Source organism: Microbacterium terregens, assembly GCF_039534975.1.
GTDB lineage: Bacteria > Actinomycetota > Actinomycetes > Actinomycetales > Microbacteriaceae > Microbacterium > Microbacterium terregens.
Map to the genome: position 1 here is coordinate 2,709,105 of NZ_BAAAWH010000001.1, position 22,550 is coordinate 2,731,654.

The window sequence follows — 22,550 nt, forward strand, 5'->3', positions numbered from 1 at the left end:
CCGACAGGCTATCACGCTGCCTGAGGGCGGCCGGATCAGTCCGGTCGCGTCAGGTGGAACACCGCGTCCACAACCGAGTACTCGTCCCGGTACCCGCTGCGGGCGATCGGGCGCATCGCCGCGGTGTCGACCCGACCATCCTCCAGGATGAACCGCTCGTCCAGATGCACGCCCACGACCTGGCCGAGCACCAGGTGGTGCTCGGTCGACCTGCCCGCGGCATCCGTCAGCTGAAGGGTCTGCGTCACGACGCACTCCAACGCGACCGGGCTGGCGGCGACCCGCGGGGGCGCGACGAGACGCGACGCCGCCGGCTCGAGCCCGGCGAAGGCGAACTCGGACTCGCCGCGTCCCAGGGTGGCCGACGACTGATTCATCGCCTCCCGCAGATCGAAGGTCGCGAGATTCCAGACGAACTCGCCGCGATCCAGCGCGTGGGATGCCGAATCCTTCATTCCCGCGCTCGAGAACATCACGGTGGGCGGGTTGTCGGACACGGCGTTGAAGAAGCTGTAGGGCGCCAGGTTGGGAGTGCCGTCGGCATCCAGCGTTGAGATCCAGCCGATCGGCCGGGGAGCGATCATCGCCTTGAACGGATCGTGCGGAAGCCGGGCTCGGTCGCGCGCGGAGGGTTCGTAGAACACGGGTGGAGCTTGCGGCGTGCGCTCAGCCGGCGCGGCTGGCGAGCAGCCGGCGGACGTGGGCTTCGATCTCGGCGTCGTCGACCCTGCCCATCGCCGCGTACGGAGATGCCTCGGCGCCCTGCCGTGCCGCGCGGGCCGCCGCGATCGACGGCGGACGGCGGTCGGCGGCGCGCTGGCGGCCGGCCTCTTCGACCGCGGCCTGGCGGAGGGCCTCGCGGGCCGCAGCGGCGTCCAGCACCGCGGCCGCACGGGATCCCGCTGAGACGGTGAGGGGTCGCGGCAGCTCACGGGGCGCCCATCCCGTGCTGCGGCTGGCGGTGAGTTCGACGTCCTGGACGACGCGCGGCACGCGAGCCGATGCGTCCTCGATCGCGACCCGCTCCACAGAGCGCGCCCCGACCCGGGTCATGCGTCCGAGCAGCAGTCCAGACATCGTCGCGACGCCGACCCCCGTCCACAGCACCAGCTGCGAGCCGCTCATCACGACCTGCCACCCGCCCCACACGGCGACGCCGACGGCGCCGAGTCCGAGAACGGTCAGCGCCAGGCGCGTTCGGCGACGGGCTCGCGCGCGACGAGCGGTCGGCCGGGAGCGCGCTGCGGCACGTTCGTCGCGCGCCTGAGCGAGATCCATGCGCGCCTGCTCGAGGGCGGTGTGCTCGCGCTCGGCGACTACTCGGCGGGCAAGCCGCTGCTGGGCCAGCGCCGTGCGCGCATTCAACTCGAGCTGAACCTCATGCGGCGCCTCGCTCGTCTCCGCAAGCACGCGCAGCGCCTGATTGAGGCGGACGGCGTTGCGCTCCGCCGCGTCGAACTGGCGGCGACTGTGCCACGACGGCAGCAGGTAGACCATCCACAGGAGCACGGCGACGAGCACGATTACTCCCCCGCCAAGTACCTGCCCACCCATGCGGTCAACGGTAGGCGACGCGGTGCCCTCGCCCCGGCATCCTGCGGCGTGTCGTGTCAGGCCCGCGAACGATCGGCGGGCGGCACGGTGGCGGCGTCGCGCGGCGCACGTCCCTGCACCCAGCGCTGCAGAACGCCTTCGGGCACGTCCTCGCGGGTGAGGGCGAACGCGTAGTGGTCCCGCCAATCACCGTCGATGTGGATGAACCGGCGCCGCAGCCCCTCGTACCGGAAGCCGAGCTTCTCGACCACGCGCAGGCTGGCAACGTTCTCGGGACGGATGCAGATCTCCATCCGGTGCAGCCGCATCTCCGAGAAGCACAGGTCGGTTGCCAGCGCCACGGACGTGGTGGTGATGCCGCGCCCGGCGAATCGTTCGCTGACCCAGTAGCCGATGGTGGCCGACGCGAGCGACCCGCGGGCGATGCCCCACACGTTCAGCTGACCGGCGAGTTCCCCGTCATCCTCCATGACGAACGGGATGCCGGTGCCGTCGCGGTACTGCTGCAGCAGCCGCCGGACACCGGTGCGCATGTCGAACGACACCGGACCGTCGGGGCTCGTCGCCTCCCACGGCTGCAGCCACGCCCGATTGGACAGCAGCTCGTGCTGCAGGATGCGCGCGTCGCGAGGACGGACGAGGCGGATGCCCACGTTCCCATGGCGAAGAGGAGCCGTCAGATCCACGACACCCCCTCGAACCTGCGGCGCTACAGGGTCGCCGCGAACTCTTTGAACCAGGGACGCAGCTCGGGTCCGAGATCCTCACGATCCGCGGCGAGTTGCACGATGGCCTTGATGTAGTCCACCCTATCGCCGGTGTCGTACCGACGTCCGCGGAATACGACGCCGTACACGCCGGGTCCCGCGGCATCCGTGGCGAGTTCCTGGAGCGCGTCGGTCAGTTGGATCTCGCCGCCCTTGCCGGGTTCAGTGCGGTCGAGGATGTCGAAGATCGCGGGAGTCAGCACGTAGCGGCCGATGATGGCGAGGTTCGAGGGCGCGTCTTCGCGCTTGGGCTTCTCGACGAGACCGGTGACGCGCACGATGTCCGGATCGTCGGTCGCCTCGACGGCCGCGGCCCCGTACATGTGGATCTGGGCGGGATCGACTTCCATCAGGGCGATGATGGTCGCGCCGTTCCGCTCGTGCTGCGCGATCATCGTGGTCAGAAGCGCATCGCGCTCATCGATCAGGTCGTCGCCCAGCATCACCGCGAACGGCGACTCGCCGACGTGCGCGCGGGCGCGGGAGACGGCATGCCCGAGGCCTCGCGGCTCGCCCTGGCGGACGAAGTGGATGTCGGCCAGGTCGCTGGAGTCCATCACGCGCTTGAGCCGATCCGCATCGCCCTTGTCGCGCAGCTTCACCTCGAGCTCCGGAACCGAGTCGAAGTGGTTCGAGATCGCGTTCTTGTTGCGCCCGATGATCACCAGGATGTCGTTGATGCCCGCCTGCGCCGCCTCTTCGACCACGTACTGGATCGCGGGTTTGTCCACGACCGGGAGCATCTCCTTGGGCATGGCTTTGGTGGCGGGCAGGAACCGGGTGCCGAGGCCGGCTGCAGGAATCACGGCCTTCATGGGCTTGGGGGGCATGGGACAACTCTACTGACGGCGTCACGGTCCCTGTGCCGACGGCGTCGCTCTTGCCCTCGGCCGGGCTGCATGATAATCGCGCCTAGAATCGACCCATGCACGACGACATCGCAACTGCCAAGCGCGCGCTGCGAGCCGAGCTGCGTGAGCGGCGCCAACTGCTCTCTCAGACGGCCCGGGACGCTGCCGCCACAGGCATCCGCGAGCAGCTCGACACGCTCGTGGATTCGCTCGGTGTCCGGTCGATGTCGTGCTTCCTGTCGATTCCCACCGAGCCCGGAACGCGGGAGTTCGTCGACGCGGCCGTCCGCCGCGGCATCCGCGTGCTCCTGCCCGTGACACGAACCGACGGTCTGCTCGACTGGTCGGTCGCGCACCCAGACTTCGACATCGCCGAGGGCATGTTCGGTCTGCCCGAGCCGGTGGGCGAGCTGCTCGGTCCGATCGCGGTCAACGACGTCGACGTGCTCGTGATTCCCGCCGCAGCCGTCGACCGCAACGGCATGCGCCTGGGGTGGGGCCGCGGCTTCTTCGACAAGACACTCGGCTCGATGGAGGGATGCCCGCCCGTCTATGCGGTCATCTACGACTCCGAGCTTCTCGACGAGGTTCCCAGCGACCTGCACGACCAGCCGGTGACCGGCGTCGTGACACCTACTCAGACCCTCATCCTCGCGCCTGCCCGGCCCTGATCGTCCGAAAGCACCCCCATGCCTACCTATGCCTATGCCTGCAAAGAATGCGGACACCGCTTCGATGCCGTGCAGTCCTTCGCCGAACCCACCCTCACCGAATGCCCCGTGTGCGCGGGAACCCTCCGCAAGGAGTACGGATCGATCGGGGTGACCTTCAACGGTTCCGGCTTCTACCGCACCGACTCCCGGGCAGCCGAGAAGAAGAGCTCCGAATCGTCTAGCTCATCGAGCTCGGTTCCGTCCACCGCTGGTGCCTCCTCGACGTCTGGGGCATCATCAAAACCAGAGGCGAAAACCTCTCCTGCACCGTCAGGAACATAGTCGGCTTCGGCCGGAGATAGGTCAGGTGGTTCACGTGATCCAGGGATTCAAGGAATTCATCCTCCGGGGAAACGTCATCGATCTCGCCGTCGCGGTGGTCATCGGCGCAGCGTTCACAGCGATTGTGAACGTGCTGGTGGCGGCCCTCATAAATCCCCTCATCGGCCTGTTCTTCGCGGCCGACAGTCTCGACACCGCGCTGCAGGTGACCGTCCCCACTCTCCTCGGTGGGACCACGACGTTCTCCTTCGGTGCGATCCTCGGCGCGATCATCAACTTCCTCGCCGTCGCGCTCGTGGTCTACTTCGTCTTCGTCATGCCCATGAACCACGCGAAGGAGCGTGCCGCCGCCAAGGCGGGTGTGGTCGAGGGCGACGAGCCGCTGCCCACCGAGGCTGAACTGCTCGTGCAGATCCGCGACCTGCTGCAGCGAGACCCCGCAGCCGGTCGCTGAGCGCCCGGCCCGCACCGCGAGACCGGATAGACGCCGCGAGACAGGTGCCGTCGCACTCGGTCTCGCGGCGTCTATCCTGTTTCGCGGTCAACGGGAAGAGCAGCCGGTGAGATCTCGATACGGCGCCGGCGCGTCAATAGTGCGGCGGAACGTCCCGCCGCAGGCGTTCGTCGTTCGGGCCGGCGGCGGTAGGAGAATCGGATGCCGAGGGCTCGGCATCCGTCACCGCGGGCTCCGCGGATGTACCCGGCGCGGCCGTGAGCTTGGCGCGGCGGGCGCCCGGCACCCGCTCGATCCGCTGGCGCTTATTCGATGACATCGATCGGCTGCGTCTCGGTATCGGCCGTGGACGATTCCGGCGGCACGCCGAGCATCGCCGCGATCCGCACGGCCACGGCCGCCGGGTCGCTGTACAGGTCGAACGAGTGCACGCGCACGTAGTGCCAGCCGAGGCGGCGCAGAATCTGCGGCCGCAGCCGCAGCGATTCGCGCAGTGACTCGCCGATGGTCTCGGGGTCGCTCTCGGCGACCACCGCGCGACCGTCGAACTGCGCCACCAGCGGCAGCAGCCCGCGGTAGTGCACGTCGACCGAGACGCCCAGCCGGCGCAGCTCACGCGCCAGCGCCAGCGTCAGTGGGTCGGCGAGGTCCTCGAGGCGTGCCTGGCGGGCGCGCGAGGCGATGCCGCCGAGGATGCTCATCAGAGTCGCCGCACCGTGCTCGAGCCGGCCGTCATCGAAAGCCGATGGACGGATGGACGACACGATCACCATCGAGCGGCGCGCCCGCGTCATCCCGACAGTGAGCAGGCGCTCGCCGTCGGGAGTCGACAGATCGCCGAAGTCGCTCAGGACCCGGCCGTGCTTGGTGAGCCCGAATCCGAGGGAGAAGATCACGCGGTCACGACTCTCGGCCACCGACTCCTCGAGGGTCAGCACGGCGAGGGGCTCGGCGGTGTCCCGTGCGACGAAGTCCGCGACATCCGAGCGCCCTGCGAAGGCCGCCTCGACCGCTGCGCGCACCCGCTCGGCGTGCTTCGCACTGGCGGTCACGACCATGAGCGATTCGTTCCCGCGGTTGACCGCGTGCTCGACGACGAGCGTCACGACGCGCGCCACCTCCGCGTCGGGACTCTCCACCGCTCCGCTCACCGGGTCCGGCGCGCCCGTTCCGCCTTCCACGTAATCGACGCTCAGGCTGCCGCGCCCGAGATACGACCCGGCCCAGGGCAGCGAGACGAGCTCGCCGCCGTAGAACGCGTCGTTGACCAGCTCCGCCAGGTCCTCGCCACCCGCACGGTAGCTGTGGGTGAGCGTCTCGACCGGGAACAGCTCGGCCAGACGTTCGAACACGCTCGTCTCGTCGAAGGGCGCGCGGACCGGATCAGTGGCTTCCGGAATGCCCGACGAGAGGCGGAACGGCGTGGGCTTCTGGGTCACCGGGTCGCCGAAGACGACCACCTGCTGCGCACGCCGCAGTGCCGGCACGGCCTCCGCGAGGCTCAAGGCTGCGGCATCCGCGATGATGACGACGTCGAATCCGAGCGTGTCCGGGATCTGCGGCACCTCGTACGGTGAGGCCAGCCACACCGGCGCCAGCGTCCGCAGCAGCACCGGAGCGGCCGCTGCCAGGTCGGCGGGGGTCGTCCGCACGTCCTTGAGCGCCCTCTTCAGCGCTGCCGCCTCGGCGGCTTCGTCCACGATCCCGATGCGCCACTGCGTTGCGAGCTGAGCGGCCAGTAGGGGGCCGGATGCCGCGGCGTGCGCCTCATCCACCAGCCGGAAGTCGCGCTCGAGCCGGTCCACGACCGCGGTGTTGGCGCCCAGGAGCGCGCGGTCGCTGCGCAGCAGGTGCTCGAGCGCGGACTGCCACCAGGCATATTCCAGCTCGGTGCCGACCGCGTCTTCGGGGACGTGCCGCACCGACAGCTCGGCGAGCAGGCTCTCGAGTCCGAGCGCCGCGAGCTGCGAGCGCAGCGTGGCGCGTTCGACGAGGTTGTCGAACACGTCCGAGTCGGCGGCGAGGCCTGCCAGCGTGCGAACGAGGCGTGCGACCGGGAGTGAGGCGAGACGATCGGCGCCGCCCCGGCCGACGATTCCGTCGAGTTCGGCCAGGTCCGCCTCGACGCGCTGCCACGCGACCTGGACGTCCGAGAGCCCCAGCGGGACCGCGGGGATGACGCCGGCGTCCACGAACCGCTGCCACTCGGTGCGCTGCTGCTGCACGCGGACCAGTGCCTCGTGCATGTCGGCGATGTGCACACCGGGTCGCACGTACTCCCGCGACAGCCGGCGCAGCCGTCGGCGCTGGGCGCCGGTCAGCGAGGGGGCGTCGCGGCGCGGGCCGTGGGCTTGGATGAGTTCGCCGAGGGGGCGTTCGAAGACGGTCGGACTGAACCGATCCAGCGAATCGCGGATGCCTTGCAGAACCCGCAGGTACGCGCCCAGCTCCGTGATGGTCTGGAAGGGCCGCATGCGGGTCTGCGCGATCAGTTCGTAGCCGCGTTCGAGAAGGTTCGGGACGTCCTGACGGTGGAGCCTGCCGGCAAGAGCATGGGCGGAGCGTGCCGCGCCGGTCGTGGCGAACGAGACCCCGTACCACGGGGAGTCCCCGGGGCCGAAGCGGAACTCGCCGAGGCGCGCGGCTGCGGCGAGCGCCGCTGCGGCCTTCTTGCGCGCGGGCGCCAGCCTGGTCAGGACGTCGATGTCGAAACGAGCCTCGGCGGTCGGGGTGGGCGTGGAACCGGCGAGCTCGGCGAGACGACGGAGCACGTCCAGGACCGAGACGCCGAGCGCCGAGTGCGGCGTGGTGACGGCGCTGCGGTAGTCGCGCAGGACGCCCCGCAGCCTCACCAGCGCGTCGTCGATCTCGCCGACCTTGGGCTGGGCGGCCTTCTCGTTGCGTCCGATCGCGCGGATGAGGTCTCGCTGCACGTTGCGCGGGGACACCGCGAGTCCCTGCAGGCCGATGCCGGTCAGGCGGTGTCGGACGCCGTCCAGGGTGGAGCGGCGTGCGCTCACGACGAGAACACGCTTGCCGTCTCGTACGAGCGACCCGACGGCGTTGATGATCGTCTGCGTGCCGCCGGTGCCCGGCAGGGTGTGGACGGCGAGCGACTGCCCGGCCGCGATCCGCGCGAGCACGCCTTCCTGCTCGCCATCCGCGTCGAGCAGCAGCGTGTCCGACGCCGGTGCGCGCTCGTCCGGACTCGGCACGACCGGCGCGGGCCTGCGCACCGAGACGGTCTTGCGGTCCTCGTGGTGGCCGGCGAGCGCGTTGAGGACCGGATGGTCCAGGTTGACGGCATCCCGTGCCATTGCGGCGCCGACATCCGCGAACGTCGAGACGACCAGACGCGGGTGGACGGTGAAGGATTCGATCGAGGCGGTGAGCGCGCGCAGGTGGTCGATCACGGGCTGCGGCTTGAAGACACCGTCCTCGTGCGCCAGGGTGGCCAGGGCCACGCCGTCGAGCTCGATGCCGAAGTGCGTGCGCGCGGCGCGGACGAACTCGGGGTTGACCGTGAACGAGCCGTGCAGCTTCAGTTCGAAGTCCGAGTGGTGTCGACGGATGGCGATCGGCCGAAGCAGCACGGGCGCCCTGCAGTCGAGTCCGCCGATCCGCCAGGAAGCGAGGCCCACGGCCAGGTGTACCGGCTCGATGCCGCGGGCGGTGCGCAGCTCGACATTCTTGGCGGTGATCCGCTCCGCGGCCAGGCGCGCGTTGCGCAAGGCCACCTCATCGCGGAACAGGTTGGACAGCAGGGTGGACCGACCGGTGATGAACTGCGGAAGGCTGCCCGGATGTGCCTTGGTGATCTCGATGCCGCCGCTGTTCGCATCGTCGAAGTGCAGCAGTGTCGAGGGACCTCCGAGGTCTGCGGCCATCGCGCGCAGGCGATCTCGCTCAGGCTCGGCGACGTGCATGACCGTCACTCCCGGTTCGGACAGACCGAGATCGCCCGGGGTCACCAAGGGAGCGTCATCCTCTGCGCCGATAACGGCGCTGCCTTCTGCTCGCCACACACGGCCACACTAAGCGCCCTCGGCCGCTGCCTTGAGCAGCCTCCCCGAGTTTCGCCGGATTGGCGACACGCCACCTGATCTGCGATTCCTCCCCAGGCCCGGATCGGCGCTTCTCGTCCCCAACGCGGGGCCGCATGCAGGCGGTTCCTCGAGCCCGCGCCAGGATGGTCCCATGACCGCCGCGCCGCACCCCCGCTTCACCATGCACCCCACTCCCATCGGCGATGTCCTGACCGTGACGACCGACGAAGGGATCGTGACCCTCCACCCCTTGCGCGGCCCGGTGGAACAGGAACTGGAGCGTCTCACGCGCGCGCTGCGCTCCCCCCTCGACCGCGTCGACGATGACCCCGCCGCGCACGACGCGGGCCGTCAGCTCGACGAATATTTCTCGCGGGGGCGCCGCGAGTTCGACCTCACGCTCGACTGGCGACTCGTCCGCGGGTTCACCCGCGCCGCGCTCGAGGCAGTGCGCGAGATTCCGTACGGCGAAACAGCCGGGTACGGCGAGGTCGCCGCGCATGCGGGCAGCCCGCGTGCGGCCCGCGCGGTCGGCACCGCGTGCGCGACGACGCCCTTCTCGATCATCGTGCCGGTGCATCGGGTGGTGCGCGCCGACGGTTCGATCGGTGAGTACGGCGGTCATCCCGAGGTCAAGGCGTTCCTGCTGGATCTGGAGCGGGCCGCGAGCGAGTAGGCCGCTCGCGGCCGCGCGGTCCCGGGGATCCCCCGCCCCGGGGCCGCGCACTTTCCGACGCCGACTAGTGGCGAGTGGCCCTGTCCGCGCCCAAGCCGGTCAGCGGGCGGGAATCCACCTCGGCGACGCGACGGACCGCAACGGCCAGGGCGTCGAGGACGGTGGGGTCCTCGATGGTCGCGGGGATCTTGTACGGTTCACCGTCGACGATCTGGCGCATGGTCTTGCGCAGGATCTTGCCGGAGCGCGTCTTCGGGATCCGTTCGAGGATCGTGACGTCGCGGAACGCCGCCACCGGCCCGATGTGCTCGCGCACCAGAGCGACCAGTTCGGCTTCGAGCCGGTCATGGTCGATGTCCTCGTGCGCCTTGAGGGTGACGAACCCCGCGGCGCGCTGGCCCTTCAGCTCGTCGTGGACACCGATCACCGCGCACTCGGCGACGGCGCGGTGAAGGGTCAGCACCTCTTCCAGAGAACCCGTGGAGAGCCGGTGCCCGGCGACGTTGATGACGTCGTCGGTGCGGCCCATCACGAAGACGTACCCGTCCTCGTCGATGTAGCCCGCGTCGCCCGTCGCATAAAAGCCCGGGAACGCAGTGAGGTAGGCCTCACGGAACCGGTCCGGGCTCCCCCACACACCCGTCAGGGTGCCGGGCGGCAGCGGCAGGCGCAGGGCGATGTTCCCCTCCGGACTCGAGGCGCCGGCGTTCGTGCCGGTGACGTCGCGGCCCTTGGAGTCCAGGATGCGGACGTCGTATCCGGGCATCGGCACAGCGGTGGACCCCGCCTTGGCCGGGAGCACCTCGCGCCCGACCGGGTTGGCGCAGATCGGCCAGCCCGTCTCGGTCTGCCACCAGTGGTCCACGACCGGCACCCCGAGGCCGTTGTTCGCCCAGTGCCACGTCTCGGGGTCGAGCCGTTCACCGGCCAGGAACAGCGTCTTCAGCGTCCGCAGTGCGCCCTCGGGCACCTCGTCCAGATCGGGGTCGACACGTCGGATGGCCCGCAGAGCGGTCGGCGCGGTGAACATCGCCTTGACGCCGTAGTCCTGCACGACCCGCCAGAACTCGCCCGCATCGGGCGTGCCGACGGGCTTGCCCTCGAACAGGACGGTCGTCGCGCCGGCCAGCAGCGGTCCGTAGACGATGAAGGAGTGCCCGACGACCCAGCCGACGTCGGACGCCGTGAACATGGTGTCGTCGGGGCCGATGTCGTAGATGTTGCGCATCGCCCACGCGAGCGCCACCGCGTAGCCGCCGGTGTCCCGCACGATTCCTTTCGGGCTGCCCGTCGTGCCCGACGTGTACAGGACGTAGAGAGGGTCGGACGAGGCGACACCCACCGCCGCCGCGGGCGTCGCGGCCGCCACGAGCGCATCCCAATCGAACCAGCCCACGCCCTCCGTGGACCCCTCGAGGTCGGACGCTGATCCGGGAACAGAGGCACGGTCGCGCACGACCACGCTCCGCACGATCCCCGGCACGGCGTCCAGAGCCTTGCGGATGATGGGGAGGTACTCGACGATGCGCCCCGGCTCCAGTCCTCCGGACGCCGTCACGATCACCGAGGGCCGAGCGTCCGAGATGCGCACGGCGAGCTCGGTCGCAGCGAAGCCGCCGAAGACGACCGAGTGGATCGCGCCCAGCCGTGCACACGCGAGCATGGCGATGACCGCTTCGGGGGTCATCGGCAAGTAGAGCAGGACGCGGTCGCCTCGCCCGACGCCCAGGTCTCGCAGCGCACCCGCGAACCGGGCGGCGCGATCGCGGAGCTGACGGTACGTGTAGTCCTTGCGCGTTCCCGTCATCGCGGAGTGATAGCGCAGCGCGATGGCCTGTCCCCGGCCGGCATCCACATGGCGGTCGAGGCAGTTCACACTCATGTTGAGGGAGGCGTCGGGATACCAGGTCCAGCCGCCGTCCCTCTCGTCGAGGGCGCGCTGCGGCGGGACGGTCCAATCGACGGCGGATGCCGCATCGATCCAGAACGCGGGCGGGTCGTCCAGACTCCGACGCCACTCCGAGGTGTATCCGACCATGGGCGTTTCTCCTTTGAAAGCTGTCCCAGCGGCTGCCGACCTCGCTTCGCCGCGGTGGTATCGTCGACGCTACGAATGCGGCAAGCACAGCGTCACCCCCGGAAGTAGGTATGCGTGGCCGCGCGAACCGGCACCGAAAGCGATACCGAACTGGTCGCGCGCGCGGTCGCCGATCTCGCGAGGCAGACCGCGTTTCCGGTCGCGTTCGGCGGGCTCGAGCGGGATGGCGCCATCGTGGTCACCGCGACGGTGGGAACGCGCACCCGCAGCCTGCAGGGGCTCGTGGTGCATGCCACGCGGGGCCTCGGCGGTCGGGCTCTGGTCGAGAAGCGCCCGCGGCTGGCTCTGGACTACCGGACCTCGCGCAACATCACCCACGACTACGACCGTGCCGTCCTCGGTGAGGGCATTGCGACGCTGTTCGCCATCCCCGTTCTGGTCGCCGGCACGGCGCGGGGAGTCCTGTACTGCGGCACCTGGTCTGAAGTTCCCGTCGGCGACATGATCGCGCGTCCGGCTTTCGCGGTGGCGGACGCGCTCGGCAGTGAATTGCGGATCCGCGATGAGGTCGAAAGGCGCTTGGCGCTCGTTCCGCGAACCGCCCACGTCCCGGGCCTCGATGCGGCCACCCGAGAAGAGTTGCGCGAAAGCTACGCCGAACTGCGCAGCATTGCTTCGGTCGTGACGGATATGCAGGTGCGCGGGCGCCTCGAGAATCTGGAAAGACACATCGCCGCGATATCGAACGAAGACGGCGGGCGAATCCCCGAATACGGGATCGCGTTGTCGCCCCGCGAGATCGACGTCCTTTCCCGCGTCGCGTTGGGCGCCACGAATGCCGAGATCGCGTCCGGCCTGGCTCTCAAAGAGGGCACCGTGAAGTCGTATCTGCAGTCGGCGATGGGCAAGCTGGAGGCCTCCACCCGCCACGCCGCCGTTGCCAAAGCACGGCGTGCCGGCATCCTGCCGTAGTGGCAGCCAGTGGATTTCACCGGCGCAATGGTCGCGTATCGACGGGTTCCGCACGGCACTATTCAGGCAGCCTGAATTCGACAAGTTCCCCGGCGCGGCGGCTTCTGGTCGACCATCGGCGAATTCGCATCTGATCAGAGGAATCCGCCCCCGCGATTCGCATTAGCAAGGCAATGCCTTCCCGGATAGTCGCGCGGGACTGCCGATAGTGCATTCGCTCAACTGCGCGTATTGTGCATTCATGGCCCGAAGAATTGTCCACCAGCTCGTTGATGACCTGGACGGAACCCTCCTTGAAGTCGGTGAGGGCGAAACCGTCCTCTTCTCGATCGACGGGGTCGCGTACGAGATAGACCTCACGGTCGAAAACGCCGCCGCGCTGCGCAACGCGGTGGCTCCGTACGTCGCCGCCGCACGCTCCATCTCCTCGTCGCGCAGAGGCTCGTCCGAGCCCCGTGGGCGCCGCCGGCCCGGGCAGCAGGACTACAGCGCGATCCGCGCATGGGCGAAGGACAACGGCTTCCAGGTGTCCGAGCGCGGCCGGGTTCCGGCAGCCATCATCGAAGCCTACGAAGCAGCGCACTGAGGCGGTCGGACCCTACCGCACCGCACCGACGTGCGATGCCAGGATGATCGCATGCCCGCTCTTGCTGTCTCCGAAGAAGTCGCCGCCGCGCTGGCCGCAGGTTCGCCGATCGTGGCGCTGGAGTCCACGATCATCGCCCACGGTCTGCCACGTCCGCGCAACCTCGACGCCGCCCGAGAGTTCGAGAGCATGCTGCGCGGCGCCGGCGTGACGCCGGCGACGATCGCGATCCTGGACGGCGTCCCCCGCATCGGCCTGGACGACGAGGGCCTCCGGCGCATCGCCGACGAGGATCTGGCCAAGGCCAGCGTGCGAGACCTGCCGATCGTCCAGGCGCGCGGATCCAGCGCTGCTACGACGGTCGCGGCCACCTCGCACCTCGCATCCCTCGTCGGCATCCGGGTCTTCGCAACCGGCGGTCTCGGCGGTGTCCACCGCGGGGCGTCCGACACCTTCGACGAGTCGGCCGATCTCACGACGCTCGCCAGTACGCCGATCACAGTCGTCAGCGCGGGGGTGAAGTCGGTGCTGGATATCGGGGCGACACTCGAACGTCTCGAGACGCTGAGCATCCCGGTCGTGGGCTTCGGCACGACAACGTTCCCGCGCTTCTGGGTCCGCGAGAGCGCGTTCACGCTGGACTGGTCGGTGGATGCCGCGACCGATGTCGCCGCGCTCATGCGGGCGCAGGATGCACTGGGCAATCGCCAGGGAATCGTGGTCGCCAACCCGGTGCCGGCCGATCAGGCGTGGGATGCCGAGGAGCACGATCGCGTGCTGTCGCAGGCTTTCGCGGATGCGGATGCGGCGCGGGTGACCGGCAAGGCGGTCACGCCGTTCCTGCTTCTGCGGATCGTGGAACTGTCGGCGGGCCGGAGCCTGGAGGTCAACCTCGACCTCGCCCGCAACAACGTACGGGTGGCCGGCGAGATCGCCACGGCGTGGGCCGCGGGCGCGTGAGCGCGCGCTTCGCCCGTGACGGCATCCTGGTCGTCGGCGATGTCATCGACGACACCGTCGTGATCCCAGCCGGTCCGATCCGCAGCGACACCGACACGCCCAGCGCGATCCGCCGGGTCGCCGGAGGATCCGCGGCCAACACCGCGGCATGGTTGGCCGAACTCGGTGCCCCGGTCGTCTTCGTCGGCGCCGTGAACGCCGCCGACGTCGAACGTCACAGCGCGCTCCTGCCCGGCGTCGAGGTGCACCTGCAGGGCGTGCACGCTGCCACCGGTGCGATCGTGGTGCTCGTGCAGGGTCAGGAGCGGTCGATGCTGACGGACCGTGGCGCGAACGCGGATCTGGACTTCGACGCGATCCCCGACACCCTCATCCGCGGGCACGTGCACCTCACCGGGCACTCGCTGGCGGCATCGGACGGATCGGCGTTCGCGCGCTTCGTGCGGCGCGCCAAGCGGGCGGGCGCGACCGTGTCGGTGAGCCCCGGGTCGGTCGCGTACATCGACGCGCTCGGTGCGGCGCGGTTCGGGGAGGTCATCGCCGGCGCCGACGTGGTGATCGCCAGTCGCGCCGAAGGGGCGGCGCTCGCGGACGCGATGCAGGCTGCTGCGGCTGCGGGGCGCACGGACGCGCCGACGCTCGTCCTCACGCGCGGCGCTGAAGGGGTCCTCGTCGACGGCACGCACGTCCCGGCGGTGCCCGCGCCCCGCGCCGTGGATCCCACCGGAGCCGGCGACGCGTTCTGCGCAGGATTCCTGACCCGCTGGGCGCAGGACGGGGATGCGGTGGCCGCGGCGCGCGCCGGCACCGAAGTGGCCGCGCGCGCCGTCGGAGTCGTCGGCGGCCGCCCCGTCCGGACCCGACTCAGGCCGTCGTCTTCACCGCCGCCAGCACCTTGGTGAGCGTCTGCTTCGCGTCGCCGAGGACGATCGAGACCTTGGGATCGAAGAACAGCTCGTTCTCGATGCCCGCGAATCCGGGGTTCAACGACCGCTTCAAGAAGATCACCTGCTGTGCCTCGGCGACGTTGAGGATCGGCATCCCGTAGATGGGCGAACCGGGTGAGGTCTTCGCGGCGGGGTTCACCACGTCGTTGGCGCCGATCACCAGCACGAGATCCGTGGTCTTGAATCGCGGGTTGACCTCGTCCATCTCCACCAGCGCGTCGTAGGGCACGTTCGCCTCAGCCAGGAGCACGTTCATGTGTCCCGGCATCCGGCCCGCGACCGGGTGGATGCCGAACACGACGTCCACTCCCCGGTCGCGCAGAAGCTCGGCAAGCTCGGCCGCCGCGTGGTGGGCGCCGGCGACGGCGAGGCCGTACCCGGGCACGATGACCACGCGTTGCGCGTAGTCGAGCAGAATCGCGACGTCGTCGGCCCCCATCGTCCGGACCGCGCGGTCCGACGCGGACGCCGCAGCACTGCCGGCCACGTGCGCACGGAACGCGCCGAACACGATGCCGGTGACCGTGCGCCCCATGGCCTTCGCCATCGCCATGGTCAGGATCGTGCCGCTCGCGCCGACGAGCGTGCCGGCGATCAGGAGCAGGACGTTCGACAGGACCAGACCGGATGCCGCGACGGCGAGTCCCGTGAAGGCGTTCAGCAGCGAGATGACGATGGGAACGTCCGCGCCGCCGATGGGAAGAACCAGAAGCACACCGAGGATCAGACCCGCGGCCAGGAGCAGATAGGCGAAGACCACATCGCCGGTGGCGACGAGCGCGACCGCCGCGGCGATCGCGGCGAGCACCAGTACCACCATGAGCACGCGCAATCCGGGAAAGGTGACCGCGCGGGTGGTGACGATCCCCTGCAGCTTGCCGAAGGTCACGAACGAGCCGGTCAGCGAGACGCCGCCGATGAGCACCGTGACCGCCACCACACCGAGGGTCCAGGGGCTCTCGCTGTGCGCGATCTCGACGAGCGCGACCAGGGCGGCAGCCCCGCCGCCGACGCCGTTGAACGCCGCGACCAGCTGAGGCATCTGCGTCATCTGCACCCGACGTGCCGCGATCACGGCGATCACGGAGCCGACCGCGATGGCACCGAGGATCCAGCCGAGGTTGCGGAGCTCGACGCTGAGGCCGAACGCGAGAATCGCCAGTGCGGCTCCGGCCGCGCCGAGCAGGTTCGCCCGGCGCGCCGTGCGCGGATTGCTCAGGCCCTTCAGCGCGAGGATGAACAGCACCGCGGCGATGATGTAGCAGACGGTCACGACCTCGGGGGGCAGGAGCTTCATGCGTCGACCTCCGCCTTCGCGCTCGGCGCCGCCGCTCGGGGCTTGGCCCGGAACATCAGCAGCATGCGATCGGTGACGACGAATCCGCCGACGACGTTGATCGTGGCCAGCAGCACGGCGAGGATCGACAGCGTCAGGGCGAGAGCATCCTCGGCCTGCCCGGCCACCAGAATGGCGCCGAGCAGGATGATGCCATGGATCGCATTCGCCTCCGACATCAGCGGCGTGTGCAGGGTGCTCGAGACCTTCGAGACGACCTCGAAGCCGAGGAAGATCGCGAGGATCGTGATCGTGATGAGGGCGAAGCCGTCCATCAGGCGCGCACCCCCTCGACGACGGCGGCCACCCGTTCGTTGACCACGGCACCGTCATGGGTGACGGCGCTTCCCGAGACGAGTTCGTCATCGAAGTCGAGCACCAGGTCTCCTTCTTTCATGAGTAACGCGGCGAAGTTCGCGCAGTTCATCGCGTAGAGCTTGGAGGCGTCCGGCGCGAGGTCGGACTGGATGTCGCGCGCGCCGATGAGCGTGACCGCTCCCCCGGGCACCGCGATGGTGCGCCGCTCCCCGGCCACCGATCCTTCGACGTTGCCGCCGGACTCGGCCGCGAGGTCCACGAGCACGGAACCGGGCTTCATCGCCGCGACCATCGCGGCGGTCACCAGCCGCGGGGCCGCCCGGCCCGGGACCGCGGCGGTGGTCAGAACGATGTCGGATGCCGCGATGTGCGGTGCGAGCAGTTCCTGCTGGCGCCGCGCCCGATCCTCGGCGAGCTCCTTCGCGTAGCCCCCGCCGGCCTCGGCCGTGCCGAGATCGAGGTCGATGAATGTGCCGCCGACCGAGCGGACCTCATCGGCGGATGCCGCGCGCACGTCGTTGGCCGACACGACCCCGCCGAGCCGCTTCGCCGTGGCGATCGCCTGAAGTCCCGCGACGCCGGCGCCCAGCACCAGCACGCGGGCCGGTGCGAGCGTTCCCGCCGCGGTCATCGTCATGCCGAACATCCGGCCGAACGCGTCGGCGGCGAGCGTCACGAGCCGATAGCCGGCCAGCAGCGCCTGCGACGAGAGCACATCCATCGACTGCGCCCGCGAGATCCGGGGCATCAGGTCCAGTGCGAACGAGGTCACCCGCGCGTCGCGGGCGGCCGCCACCGCGGCCGCGTTCTGGAACGGGTCCAGCATCCCGACCGTCACGGTCCCGGCAGGAAGCGCGGCCGTCTCGTCCACGGTGAGCGGGCGGACGTGGAACAGCACGGAGCCCGGTTCGACCTCCGCGCCCCTGCGCACGACGCGGGCACCGGCCGCCTCGTACGCGGCATCCGTCATCAAAGACCCGAGACCGGCGCCCGACTCGATCTGGACCGAGGCGCCCGCGGCGAGCAGCTTCTTGACACTGTCCGGCGTCGCGGCGACGCGCTTCTCTCCCGGTGCGCTCTCAGCGCGTACCCGCACGTGAATCGTCACTGATTTCCACTCCGGCCCGACGGCGGCGTCGAGGCCTCTTCCCGAATCGTAGCGGGCGAAAATCGCCCCGCGCGTCGCGGAACACCCGGCGTAGGCTTCGCGCAGGAACACGGGCGCGGAACGCGGAGAAATCGCGTGGAGGGCGCGGAGAAGGAGCGCAGGGATGAACGCTGACAAGGCGACGCAGAGCTCGCCCGCGATCCTGGTCGTGTCGGCGGATGACCGGCTCCGCCGCGCTGTCGTGGATCCGCTGAACCGTCGCTACGCACTCGACTACCGCATTCTGGACGCCGACACCGTGGACCGCGCCGTTGCGGCGATCGAGGAGCTTCACTCATCCGGCGGCGATCTGGCGCTGGTGCTCTCCGATGACGCCTCGCCCGCCGAAGGCCACGAGAACGTCTTCGCCGCCGCACGGCGGACCTTCCCCAACGTCCGGCGCGGGCTGGTCATCGAGTGGGGCTCGTGGGCGAACCACGACACGACCGCGGCGGTGCTCGAACTCATGTCGCGTGTGCAGATCGACTACTACGTCGTGCGGCCGATGGACAGGGCGGATGAGTCGTTCCACCGTGCGGTCACCGACTTTCTGCACGAGTGGGAGTTCTCCAGCGGGCAGCGGCGGCGGGGGTTCACGATCGTGGGCGACCAGGCGCAGCCGCGGACCCACGAGCTGCACACGCTCATGGAGCGCGGCGGCATTCACGCCGAGCACCTCGATCCCGGCTCGCCCGAGGCGATGGCCCTGCTCGCGGATGCGGAGATCGACTACGAGGGCGTCCCGCTCGTGCGCACGGCGGACGGCGTCGTGCTGACCGATCCCACCGACGCGGCGCTGGTGCGCTCGTACGGCCTGGACACCTCCCTGCCCGAGGGCATCACCGACGTCGCCATCGTCGGCGCCGGGCCGGGCGGGCTGGCCGCGGCGGTGTACGCGGCATCCGAGGGGCTGGAGACCGTAGTGCTGGAAGCCGCGTCGATCGGAGGGCAGGCCGGGTCCAGCTCCCTCATCCGCAACTACCTCGGGTTCTCGCGCGGGGTGTCCGGCACGGAGCTCGCGCAGCGCGCGTATCAGCAGGCCTGGACCTTCGGCGCCCGCTTCGCGCACACCCGCCGCGTGGTGGGAATGAAGGTGGCGGAGCGGGGCTTCGAGCTCCAGGTCGACGGGGGTGAGCTCGTCCACGCCCGTTCGGTGGTCCTGTCGTCGGGAGTCAGCTACCGTCGCCTCGCGGCGCCGGGGTTGCGGCCGTTCGTCGGAGCCTCGGTGTTCTACGGCGCCTCATCCGTCGAGGCCCGCGCGCAGGCGGGGTGTGCGGTGCTCGTGGTCGGCGGGGGCAACTCCGCCGGGCAGGCGGCGCTGCACCTCGCCCGCTATGCGCGGTCGGTCTCGCTCGTGGTGCGCGGGCCCTCGCTCGCCGAGAGCATGTCGCGCTATCTCATCGACCAGCTGGATGCCGCGGGCGTCGGCCTCATCACCGGCACCCGTGTCGTCGATGCCGGCGCGCACGAGGCGGACCGGCTCGATCACGTTGTGCTCGAGCGCGCCGAGTCCGGGGAGCGCCTCGAGGTGCCCGCCGATGCGGTGTTCATCACGATCGGCGCGCGTCCGCACACCGAGTGGCTGGCCCCCGAGGTGCTGCGCGACAAGTGGGGATCGGTGATCACCGGCACGGAGGTGCTCAGCGAGGGTGGCCGGCGCGCCTGGCTCGGCGCCGAGGGCGCGCCCACGCAGTTCGAATCGTCGGTACCCGGCTTCTATGCCGTCGGCGATGTGCGACGGGGTTCGGTCAAGCGGGTCGCGTCGGCCGTGGGTGAGGGGTCCGTGGTGATCTCCGCCGTGCACGCGCATCTGGGCGCTCACGTCGGCGGCTGAGCAGGCCGCTCAGTGCGGGCCCCTCCGGCGCGAGGGGCCGCTCAACGGAGTCCCTTCGCCGCCCACGCGGTCGCGGTCGTGCGAATCGGGCCGCTGCCCAGTCGCGCGCGACAGCGATCTCGCACCGCCTGCCGGCGATCCGTGGTCAGCGCCGTGAGCTGCACGCCCGCCGGCCCCACTCCCAGCGTGTACGGCTCCCACCAGTCCTCGAACGTGGGCGAGGTGACCGTGACGGTGAGTTCTGTCTGCTCGATGTCCCGGCATCCCGCCTGCTCCAGCAGGCCGGAGAGCTCGCCGCGACGGGCGCCGGCCCGATCGACTTCGTCATCGGCATCCGGCACGACCGCACGCAGCGCGCCGAAGAACGCCGACTGAGGTGCTCGGGCTCCCGCGAAATCCCACACGCTCACGGCGATCACCCCACCCGGCCGGGCGACCCGGCGCATCTCGCCGACGCCGGCGAGCGGATCGGTCATGAAGTGCACCACCAGCTGGGCCGTCACCAGGTCGTACCGCTCGGCGGCGAGCGGAAGGTGCTCGGCCGACGCCTTCGATGTACGCGACGTACGCGTCCCGATCCTGTGTGCGGACCGCTCCTCGCCACATCCGGACGATCGTCTGCTGTTCACTCATGACACCCATGATCGGATGCCGGGGCCCGGGGCGGTAGGGCTCAGCCGGCAACCGGGACCAATGAGCGCACCGCGCCCCGAAGGTCGGGTTGCGCGAACACGTATCCCGCTGCGCTGAGCCGCTCGGGCAGCACCCACCGGCTCTTGACGACGAGCTCGGGTTCGGTTCTGAGTGCCCACATCGCCGGTTCCAGCATCCAGCGATACGCGGGCAGCCCTACCGGCATGCCGACGGACCGGCGCAATTCGCGCATGAGGGTGCGATTGTCGCTCGGGTGCGGACTGGCGACGTTGACCGGCCCGGCGAGCTCCTCATGGTCGAGGATGAAGCGGACGGCACCCACGACGTCGTCGATGTGCACCCAGCTGAACTTCTGGCGTCCCCGCGTGCGGTGCCAGTCCACACGACCGGCGCCCGTCGGAGTCGGTCCGATGCCGCGATAGCGCCGGGTCGCCGGCCACCAGCTGTCGATCTGCGGCCCTCCGAGCCCCAGCCGGGCGAGGGTGACGAGCGTCCTCGCGGCCGGCCCGTCCCCCAGCACGATGGCCATGCGCAGCGCAGCCCGACGGGTGCGCGGGAGGTCACCCTCGAAGAACGCCCGCTCCCAGTTCGTGGCGACATCCACCGAGAATCCGTCACCCAGCGCTCCGTCGCTCTCGGTGTTCGGGCGGCGCATCGCGTGCCGGTAGATCGTCGCCGTCGACGCGTTGAGCCACACGGCCGGCGGGTGCTGCGCCGCGGTCACCGCGGCGTGCAGCGCGCGCGTCGTTTCCACCCGAGACCGCAGGATCTCGGTGCGATTCGCATCGTTGTAGCGGCAGTTGACCGACTTGCCTGCCAGGTTGACGAGCACGTCGGAGCCGTCGATGACCTCGGCGATCCGCGCCGGATCGGCCCACGAGACGGCCGATCGGCGTCCGATGGTGCGCACCTCGTAGCCGTCTGTCTCGAACGCGGCGACGAGCGCCCGCCCGATGAAGCCGCTGGCTCCGGCGATGACGGCGATCGGTGACTCCGGCATGAATCCTCCATTCGACAGGGGACCCGCCCCTGCGCACAGCTCAACCGTAGTACGTTCTGAATATGTTCAGTTCTGCGAAGATCGTCGGCGGCAAGCGCGATCGCACCCGAGCGAGGATCCGCGAGGTGGCGTTGCGGTCCTTCCGCGAACGCGGTTACGACGCCACGACGATCCGCCTCATCGCGGAGGAGGCCGGGGTCTCGGTCGGCACCACCCACTACCACTTCCCCACCAAGAACCACCTGGTCCAGGAGCTCTATCTCGACGTGCAGCTCGCGCACCGCGCGGCGGCGGAACCGCTTCTGGAGGTGACGGACGATCTCGTCGAACGCCTGGGTGCGGTGTACCGGACCGGAATCGCGCAACTCCGGCCGTACCACGCTCGCGCACCGGAGTTCGTTTCGGCGGCGATGTCACCGCGCTCGCCCATCAACCCCCTCTCCGAAGACTCGGGCCCCGCGTTGGCGATCGTCGAGGGCCTCTTCACGCGCGCCGTCGACGGTGCCTCGACCTCGTTGCGCAAGGAGTTCAGGGCCACGCTCCCCCGCGCGCTCGTTCTCGCGCACCTTCTTCTCGCACTCTTCTGGGTGTACGACCCCACCCCCGGGCAGGCACGGACCGAGAAGCTGCTGCAGCGCGGGCTGAAGCTCCTCCGGGCAGCCTTGCCGCTGACGCGCGTGCCCGTGCTGCGTGCACCGTTGCGCGAACTGCTCGCGGTCGTGGCGGACGTGCGCGCATGACGGCGCATTCGGCGAGCGCCCTGTCGGTCTACCAGCGGGTGCTCGGCGACCGGTTCGCGCTGCTGGACCCTTCGCTGCGGACGTACTTCGGACCCCTGCCGCACGGGATGGTCGGTGTCGGACACGGCGTGTTCGAGTTCGCCGGATCCCGTCGACGGATCCTCACGCCGGCGTTCGCCTGGATGGCGTGGCGACACATCATCTTTCCCGAGCATGAGAGCGCCGTTCCCTTCACCGTCGTCAACTCATACGGCTCCGATCGCACGCTGACCGCCGTTCGCACCTTCTTCTTCGCCCGCCGGACTCGTGTCATGGCGGACTCGATGACCGTGGTCGGCGGGCAGCTGGTCGATCGCCTGGGACGTCGCGGCGGGCTCGAGGTCACCCTTGGTGTATCCGTTCGTGATGGCGGGCTGCGAATGGAGTCCGGAACGCTGCGCCTCCGTATCGCCGGGCTCCGGGTGCGACTGCCGAGGATCGCGATCATGACGCTCGACGAACGCGCGCATCCTACGGAAGCGGGGCGACAGCAGATCGATGCCCGAATCCGCGCTCCCCTGCTCGGCGAGGTCTTCCGATACTCCGGCTCGTTCACGTACCGCCAGGAGCGGGCGCGCACGCCCCGGCATCCCATGGATGAGCGATCCGGGGTCGGGCCGTCGGGTTAGCCTGCTC

23 protein-coding genes are annotated in these 22,550 nt (G+C 70.0%); 11 read left to right on the plus strand and 12 right to left on the minus strand.

Annotated features, from left to right (window positions below):
* Positions 1-35 precede the first annotated feature (35 nt).
* From ABD655_RS12570 to galU, 4 genes are read right to left on the minus strand one after another with little or no spacing between them, the layout of a single operon-like run.
* Complete coding sequence (locus ABD655_RS12570; RefSeq protein ID WP_344714408.1) at positions 36-644, minus strand: flavin reductase family protein; 609 nt, start codon at positions 642-644, stop codon at positions 36-38.
* A 22-nt stretch (positions 645-666) separates the two neighbouring features.
* On the minus strand, positions 667-1,554 hold the full coding sequence (locus ABD655_RS12575) for a large exoprotein (protein WP_344714410.1): 888 nt from the start codon (positions 1,552-1,554) through the stop codon (positions 667-669).
* Positions 1,555-1,610: 56 nt separating this feature from the next.
* Entirely contained in the window at positions 1,611-2,240 is a 630-nt protein-coding gene (locus tag ABD655_RS12580; protein ID WP_344714412.1) for a GNAT family N-acetyltransferase, read from the minus strand.
* Between the two features lie 23 nt (positions 2,241-2,263).
* On the minus strand, positions 2,264-3,151 hold the full coding sequence (gene galU / locus ABD655_RS12585) for a UTP--glucose-1-phosphate uridylyltransferase GalU (protein ID WP_344714414.1): 888 nt from the start codon (positions 3,149-3,151) through the stop codon (positions 2,264-2,266).
* Positions 3,152-3,246: 95 nt separating this feature from the next.
* On the opposite strand from galU, the gene ABD655_RS12590 reads away from it, so the two are divergent.
* From ABD655_RS12590 to mscL, 3 genes are read left to right on the plus strand one after another with little or no spacing between them, the layout of a single operon-like run.
* Entirely contained in the window at positions 3,247-3,843 is a 597-nt protein-coding gene (locus ABD655_RS12590; protein WP_344714415.1) for a 5-formyltetrahydrofolate cyclo-ligase, read from the plus strand.
* An 18-nt stretch (positions 3,844-3,861) separates the two neighbouring features.
* Positions 3,862-4,167 (plus strand): FmdB family zinc ribbon protein, encoded by a 306-nt coding sequence (locus ABD655_RS12595; protein ID WP_344714417.1) that lies wholly within the window; start codon positions 3,862-3,864, stop codon positions 4,165-4,167.
* 34 nt (positions 4,168-4,201) lie between these two features.
* Positions 4,202-4,621 carry a large conductance mechanosensitive channel protein MscL gene (gene mscL, locus ABD655_RS12600; protein WP_344715842.1) on the plus strand — a complete coding sequence of 140 codons (420 nt, stop codon included), beginning with the start codon at positions 4,202-4,204 and terminating at the stop codon, positions 4,619-4,621.
* A 133-nt stretch (positions 4,622-4,754) separates the two neighbouring features.
* On the opposite strand, the gene ABD655_RS12605 is transcribed toward mscL, so the two are convergent.
* Together ABD655_RS12605 and ABD655_RS12610 are read right to left on the minus strand one after the other, a co-directional pair.
* Positions 4,755-4,940, minus strand: coding sequence for a hypothetical protein (locus tag ABD655_RS12605; protein ID WP_344714418.1), 186 nt, complete (start codon positions 4,938-4,940; stop codon positions 4,755-4,757).
* Positions 4,927-8,547: an AAA family ATPase gene (locus ABD655_RS12610; RefSeq protein WP_344715843.1), complete on the minus strand. Its 3,621-nt coding sequence runs from the start codon at positions 8,545-8,547 to the stop codon at positions 4,927-4,929. Before ABD655_RS12610 ends, ABD655_RS12605 begins: the two co-directional genes overlap by 14 nt.
* Positions 8,548-8,818: 271 nt before the next feature.
* Here ABD655_RS12610 and ABD655_RS12615 point away from each other — a divergent pair, with 271 nt between their 5' ends.
* Complete coding sequence (locus ABD655_RS12615; RefSeq protein ID WP_344714420.1) at positions 8,819-9,343, plus strand: methylated-DNA--[protein]-cysteine S-methyltransferase; 525 nt, start codon at positions 8,819-8,821, stop codon at positions 9,341-9,343.
* Between the two features lie 64 nt (positions 9,344-9,407).
* On the opposite strand, the gene ABD655_RS12620 is transcribed toward ABD655_RS12615, so the two are convergent.
* Positions 9,408-11,381, minus strand: coding sequence for an AMP-binding protein (locus ABD655_RS12620; protein WP_344714421.1), 1,974 nt, complete (start codon positions 11,379-11,381; stop codon positions 9,408-9,410).
* 114 nt (positions 11,382-11,495) lie between these two features.
* Here ABD655_RS12620 and ABD655_RS12625 point away from each other — a divergent pair, with 114 nt between their 5' ends.
* The 4 genes from ABD655_RS12625 (at position 11,496) to ABD655_RS12640 (ending at position 14,801) form a co-directional block, all read left to right on the plus strand.
* A complete protein-coding gene (locus tag ABD655_RS12625) occupies positions 11,496-12,353 on the plus strand; it encodes a helix-turn-helix transcriptional regulator (protein ID WP_344714423.1) in 858 nt (285 codons plus the stop codon).
* 241 nt (positions 12,354-12,594) lie between these two features.
* On the plus strand, positions 12,595-12,939 hold the full coding sequence (locus ABD655_RS12630) for a histone-like nucleoid-structuring protein Lsr2 (RefSeq protein ID WP_344714426.1): 345 nt from the start codon (positions 12,595-12,597) through the stop codon (positions 12,937-12,939).
* A 51-nt stretch (positions 12,940-12,990) separates the two neighbouring features.
* A complete protein-coding gene (locus tag ABD655_RS12635; protein ID WP_344714427.1) occupies positions 12,991-13,899 on the plus strand; it encodes a pseudouridine-5'-phosphate glycosidase in 909 nt (302 codons plus the stop codon).
* Complete coding sequence (locus ABD655_RS12640; protein ID WP_344714429.1) at positions 13,896-14,801, plus strand: carbohydrate kinase family protein; 906 nt, start codon at positions 13,896-13,898, stop codon at positions 14,799-14,801. Before ABD655_RS12635 ends, ABD655_RS12640 begins: the two co-directional genes overlap by 4 nt.
* On the opposite strand, the gene ABD655_RS12645 is transcribed toward ABD655_RS12640, so the two are convergent.
* Genes ABD655_RS12645 through ABD655_RS12655 form a run of 3 tightly spaced genes read right to left on the minus strand, consistent with a single transcriptional unit; the run spans position 14,764 to position 17,608 of the window.
* Positions 14,764-16,143 (minus strand): NAD(P)(+) transhydrogenase (Re/Si-specific) subunit beta, encoded by a 1,380-nt coding sequence (locus tag ABD655_RS12645; RefSeq protein WP_344714431.1) that lies wholly within the window; start codon positions 16,141-16,143, stop codon positions 14,764-14,766. The genes ABD655_RS12640 and ABD655_RS12645 overlap by 38 nt on opposite strands.
* Positions 16,140-16,457, minus strand: a complete 318-nt coding sequence (locus tag ABD655_RS12650; protein WP_344714433.1) for an NAD(P) transhydrogenase subunit alpha part 2 — start codon at positions 16,455-16,457, stop codon at positions 16,140-16,142. The genes ABD655_RS12645 and ABD655_RS12650 overlap by 4 nt, the downstream gene beginning before the upstream one ends.
* Positions 16,457-17,608 carry an NAD(P) transhydrogenase subunit alpha gene (locus ABD655_RS12655; RefSeq protein WP_344714435.1) on the minus strand — a complete coding sequence of 384 codons (1,152 nt, stop codon included), beginning with the start codon at positions 17,606-17,608 and terminating at the stop codon, positions 16,457-16,459. Before ABD655_RS12655 ends, ABD655_RS12650 begins: the two co-directional genes overlap by 1 nt.
* 163 nt (positions 17,609-17,771) lie before the next feature.
* Between ABD655_RS12655 and ABD655_RS12660 the strand changes: the two genes are divergently transcribed.
* On the plus strand, positions 17,772-19,481 hold the full coding sequence (locus ABD655_RS12660) for an NAD(P)/FAD-dependent oxidoreductase (protein WP_344714437.1): 1,710 nt from the start codon (positions 17,772-17,774) through the stop codon (positions 19,479-19,481).
* 41 nt (positions 19,482-19,522) lie between these two features.
* Here ABD655_RS12660 and ABD655_RS12665 read toward each other — a convergent pair whose 3' ends face one another.
* Positions 19,523-20,110, minus strand: a complete 588-nt coding sequence (locus ABD655_RS12665) for a class I SAM-dependent methyltransferase (RefSeq protein WP_344714438.1) — start codon at positions 20,108-20,110, stop codon at positions 19,523-19,525.
* A 44-nt stretch (positions 20,111-20,154) separates the two neighbouring features.
* Positions 20,155-21,135, minus strand: a complete 981-nt coding sequence (locus tag ABD655_RS12670) for an epimerase (protein WP_344714439.1) — start codon at positions 21,133-21,135, stop codon at positions 20,155-20,157.
* A 62-nt stretch (positions 21,136-21,197) separates the two neighbouring features.
* Between ABD655_RS12670 and ABD655_RS12675 the strand changes: the two genes are divergently transcribed.
* Together ABD655_RS12675 and ABD655_RS12680 are read left to right on the plus strand one after the other, a co-directional pair.
* Positions 21,198-21,875 (plus strand): TetR/AcrR family transcriptional regulator, encoded by a 678-nt coding sequence (locus ABD655_RS12675; protein WP_344714441.1) that lies wholly within the window; start codon positions 21,198-21,200, stop codon positions 21,873-21,875.
* Positions 21,872-22,543 carry a DUF4166 domain-containing protein gene (locus ABD655_RS12680; RefSeq protein WP_344714443.1) on the plus strand — a complete coding sequence of 224 codons (672 nt, stop codon included), beginning with the start codon at positions 21,872-21,874 and terminating at the stop codon, positions 22,541-22,543. The genes ABD655_RS12675 and ABD655_RS12680 overlap by 4 nt, the downstream gene beginning before the upstream one ends.
* The last annotated feature ends 7 nt before the right edge of the window (positions 22,544-22,550 follow it).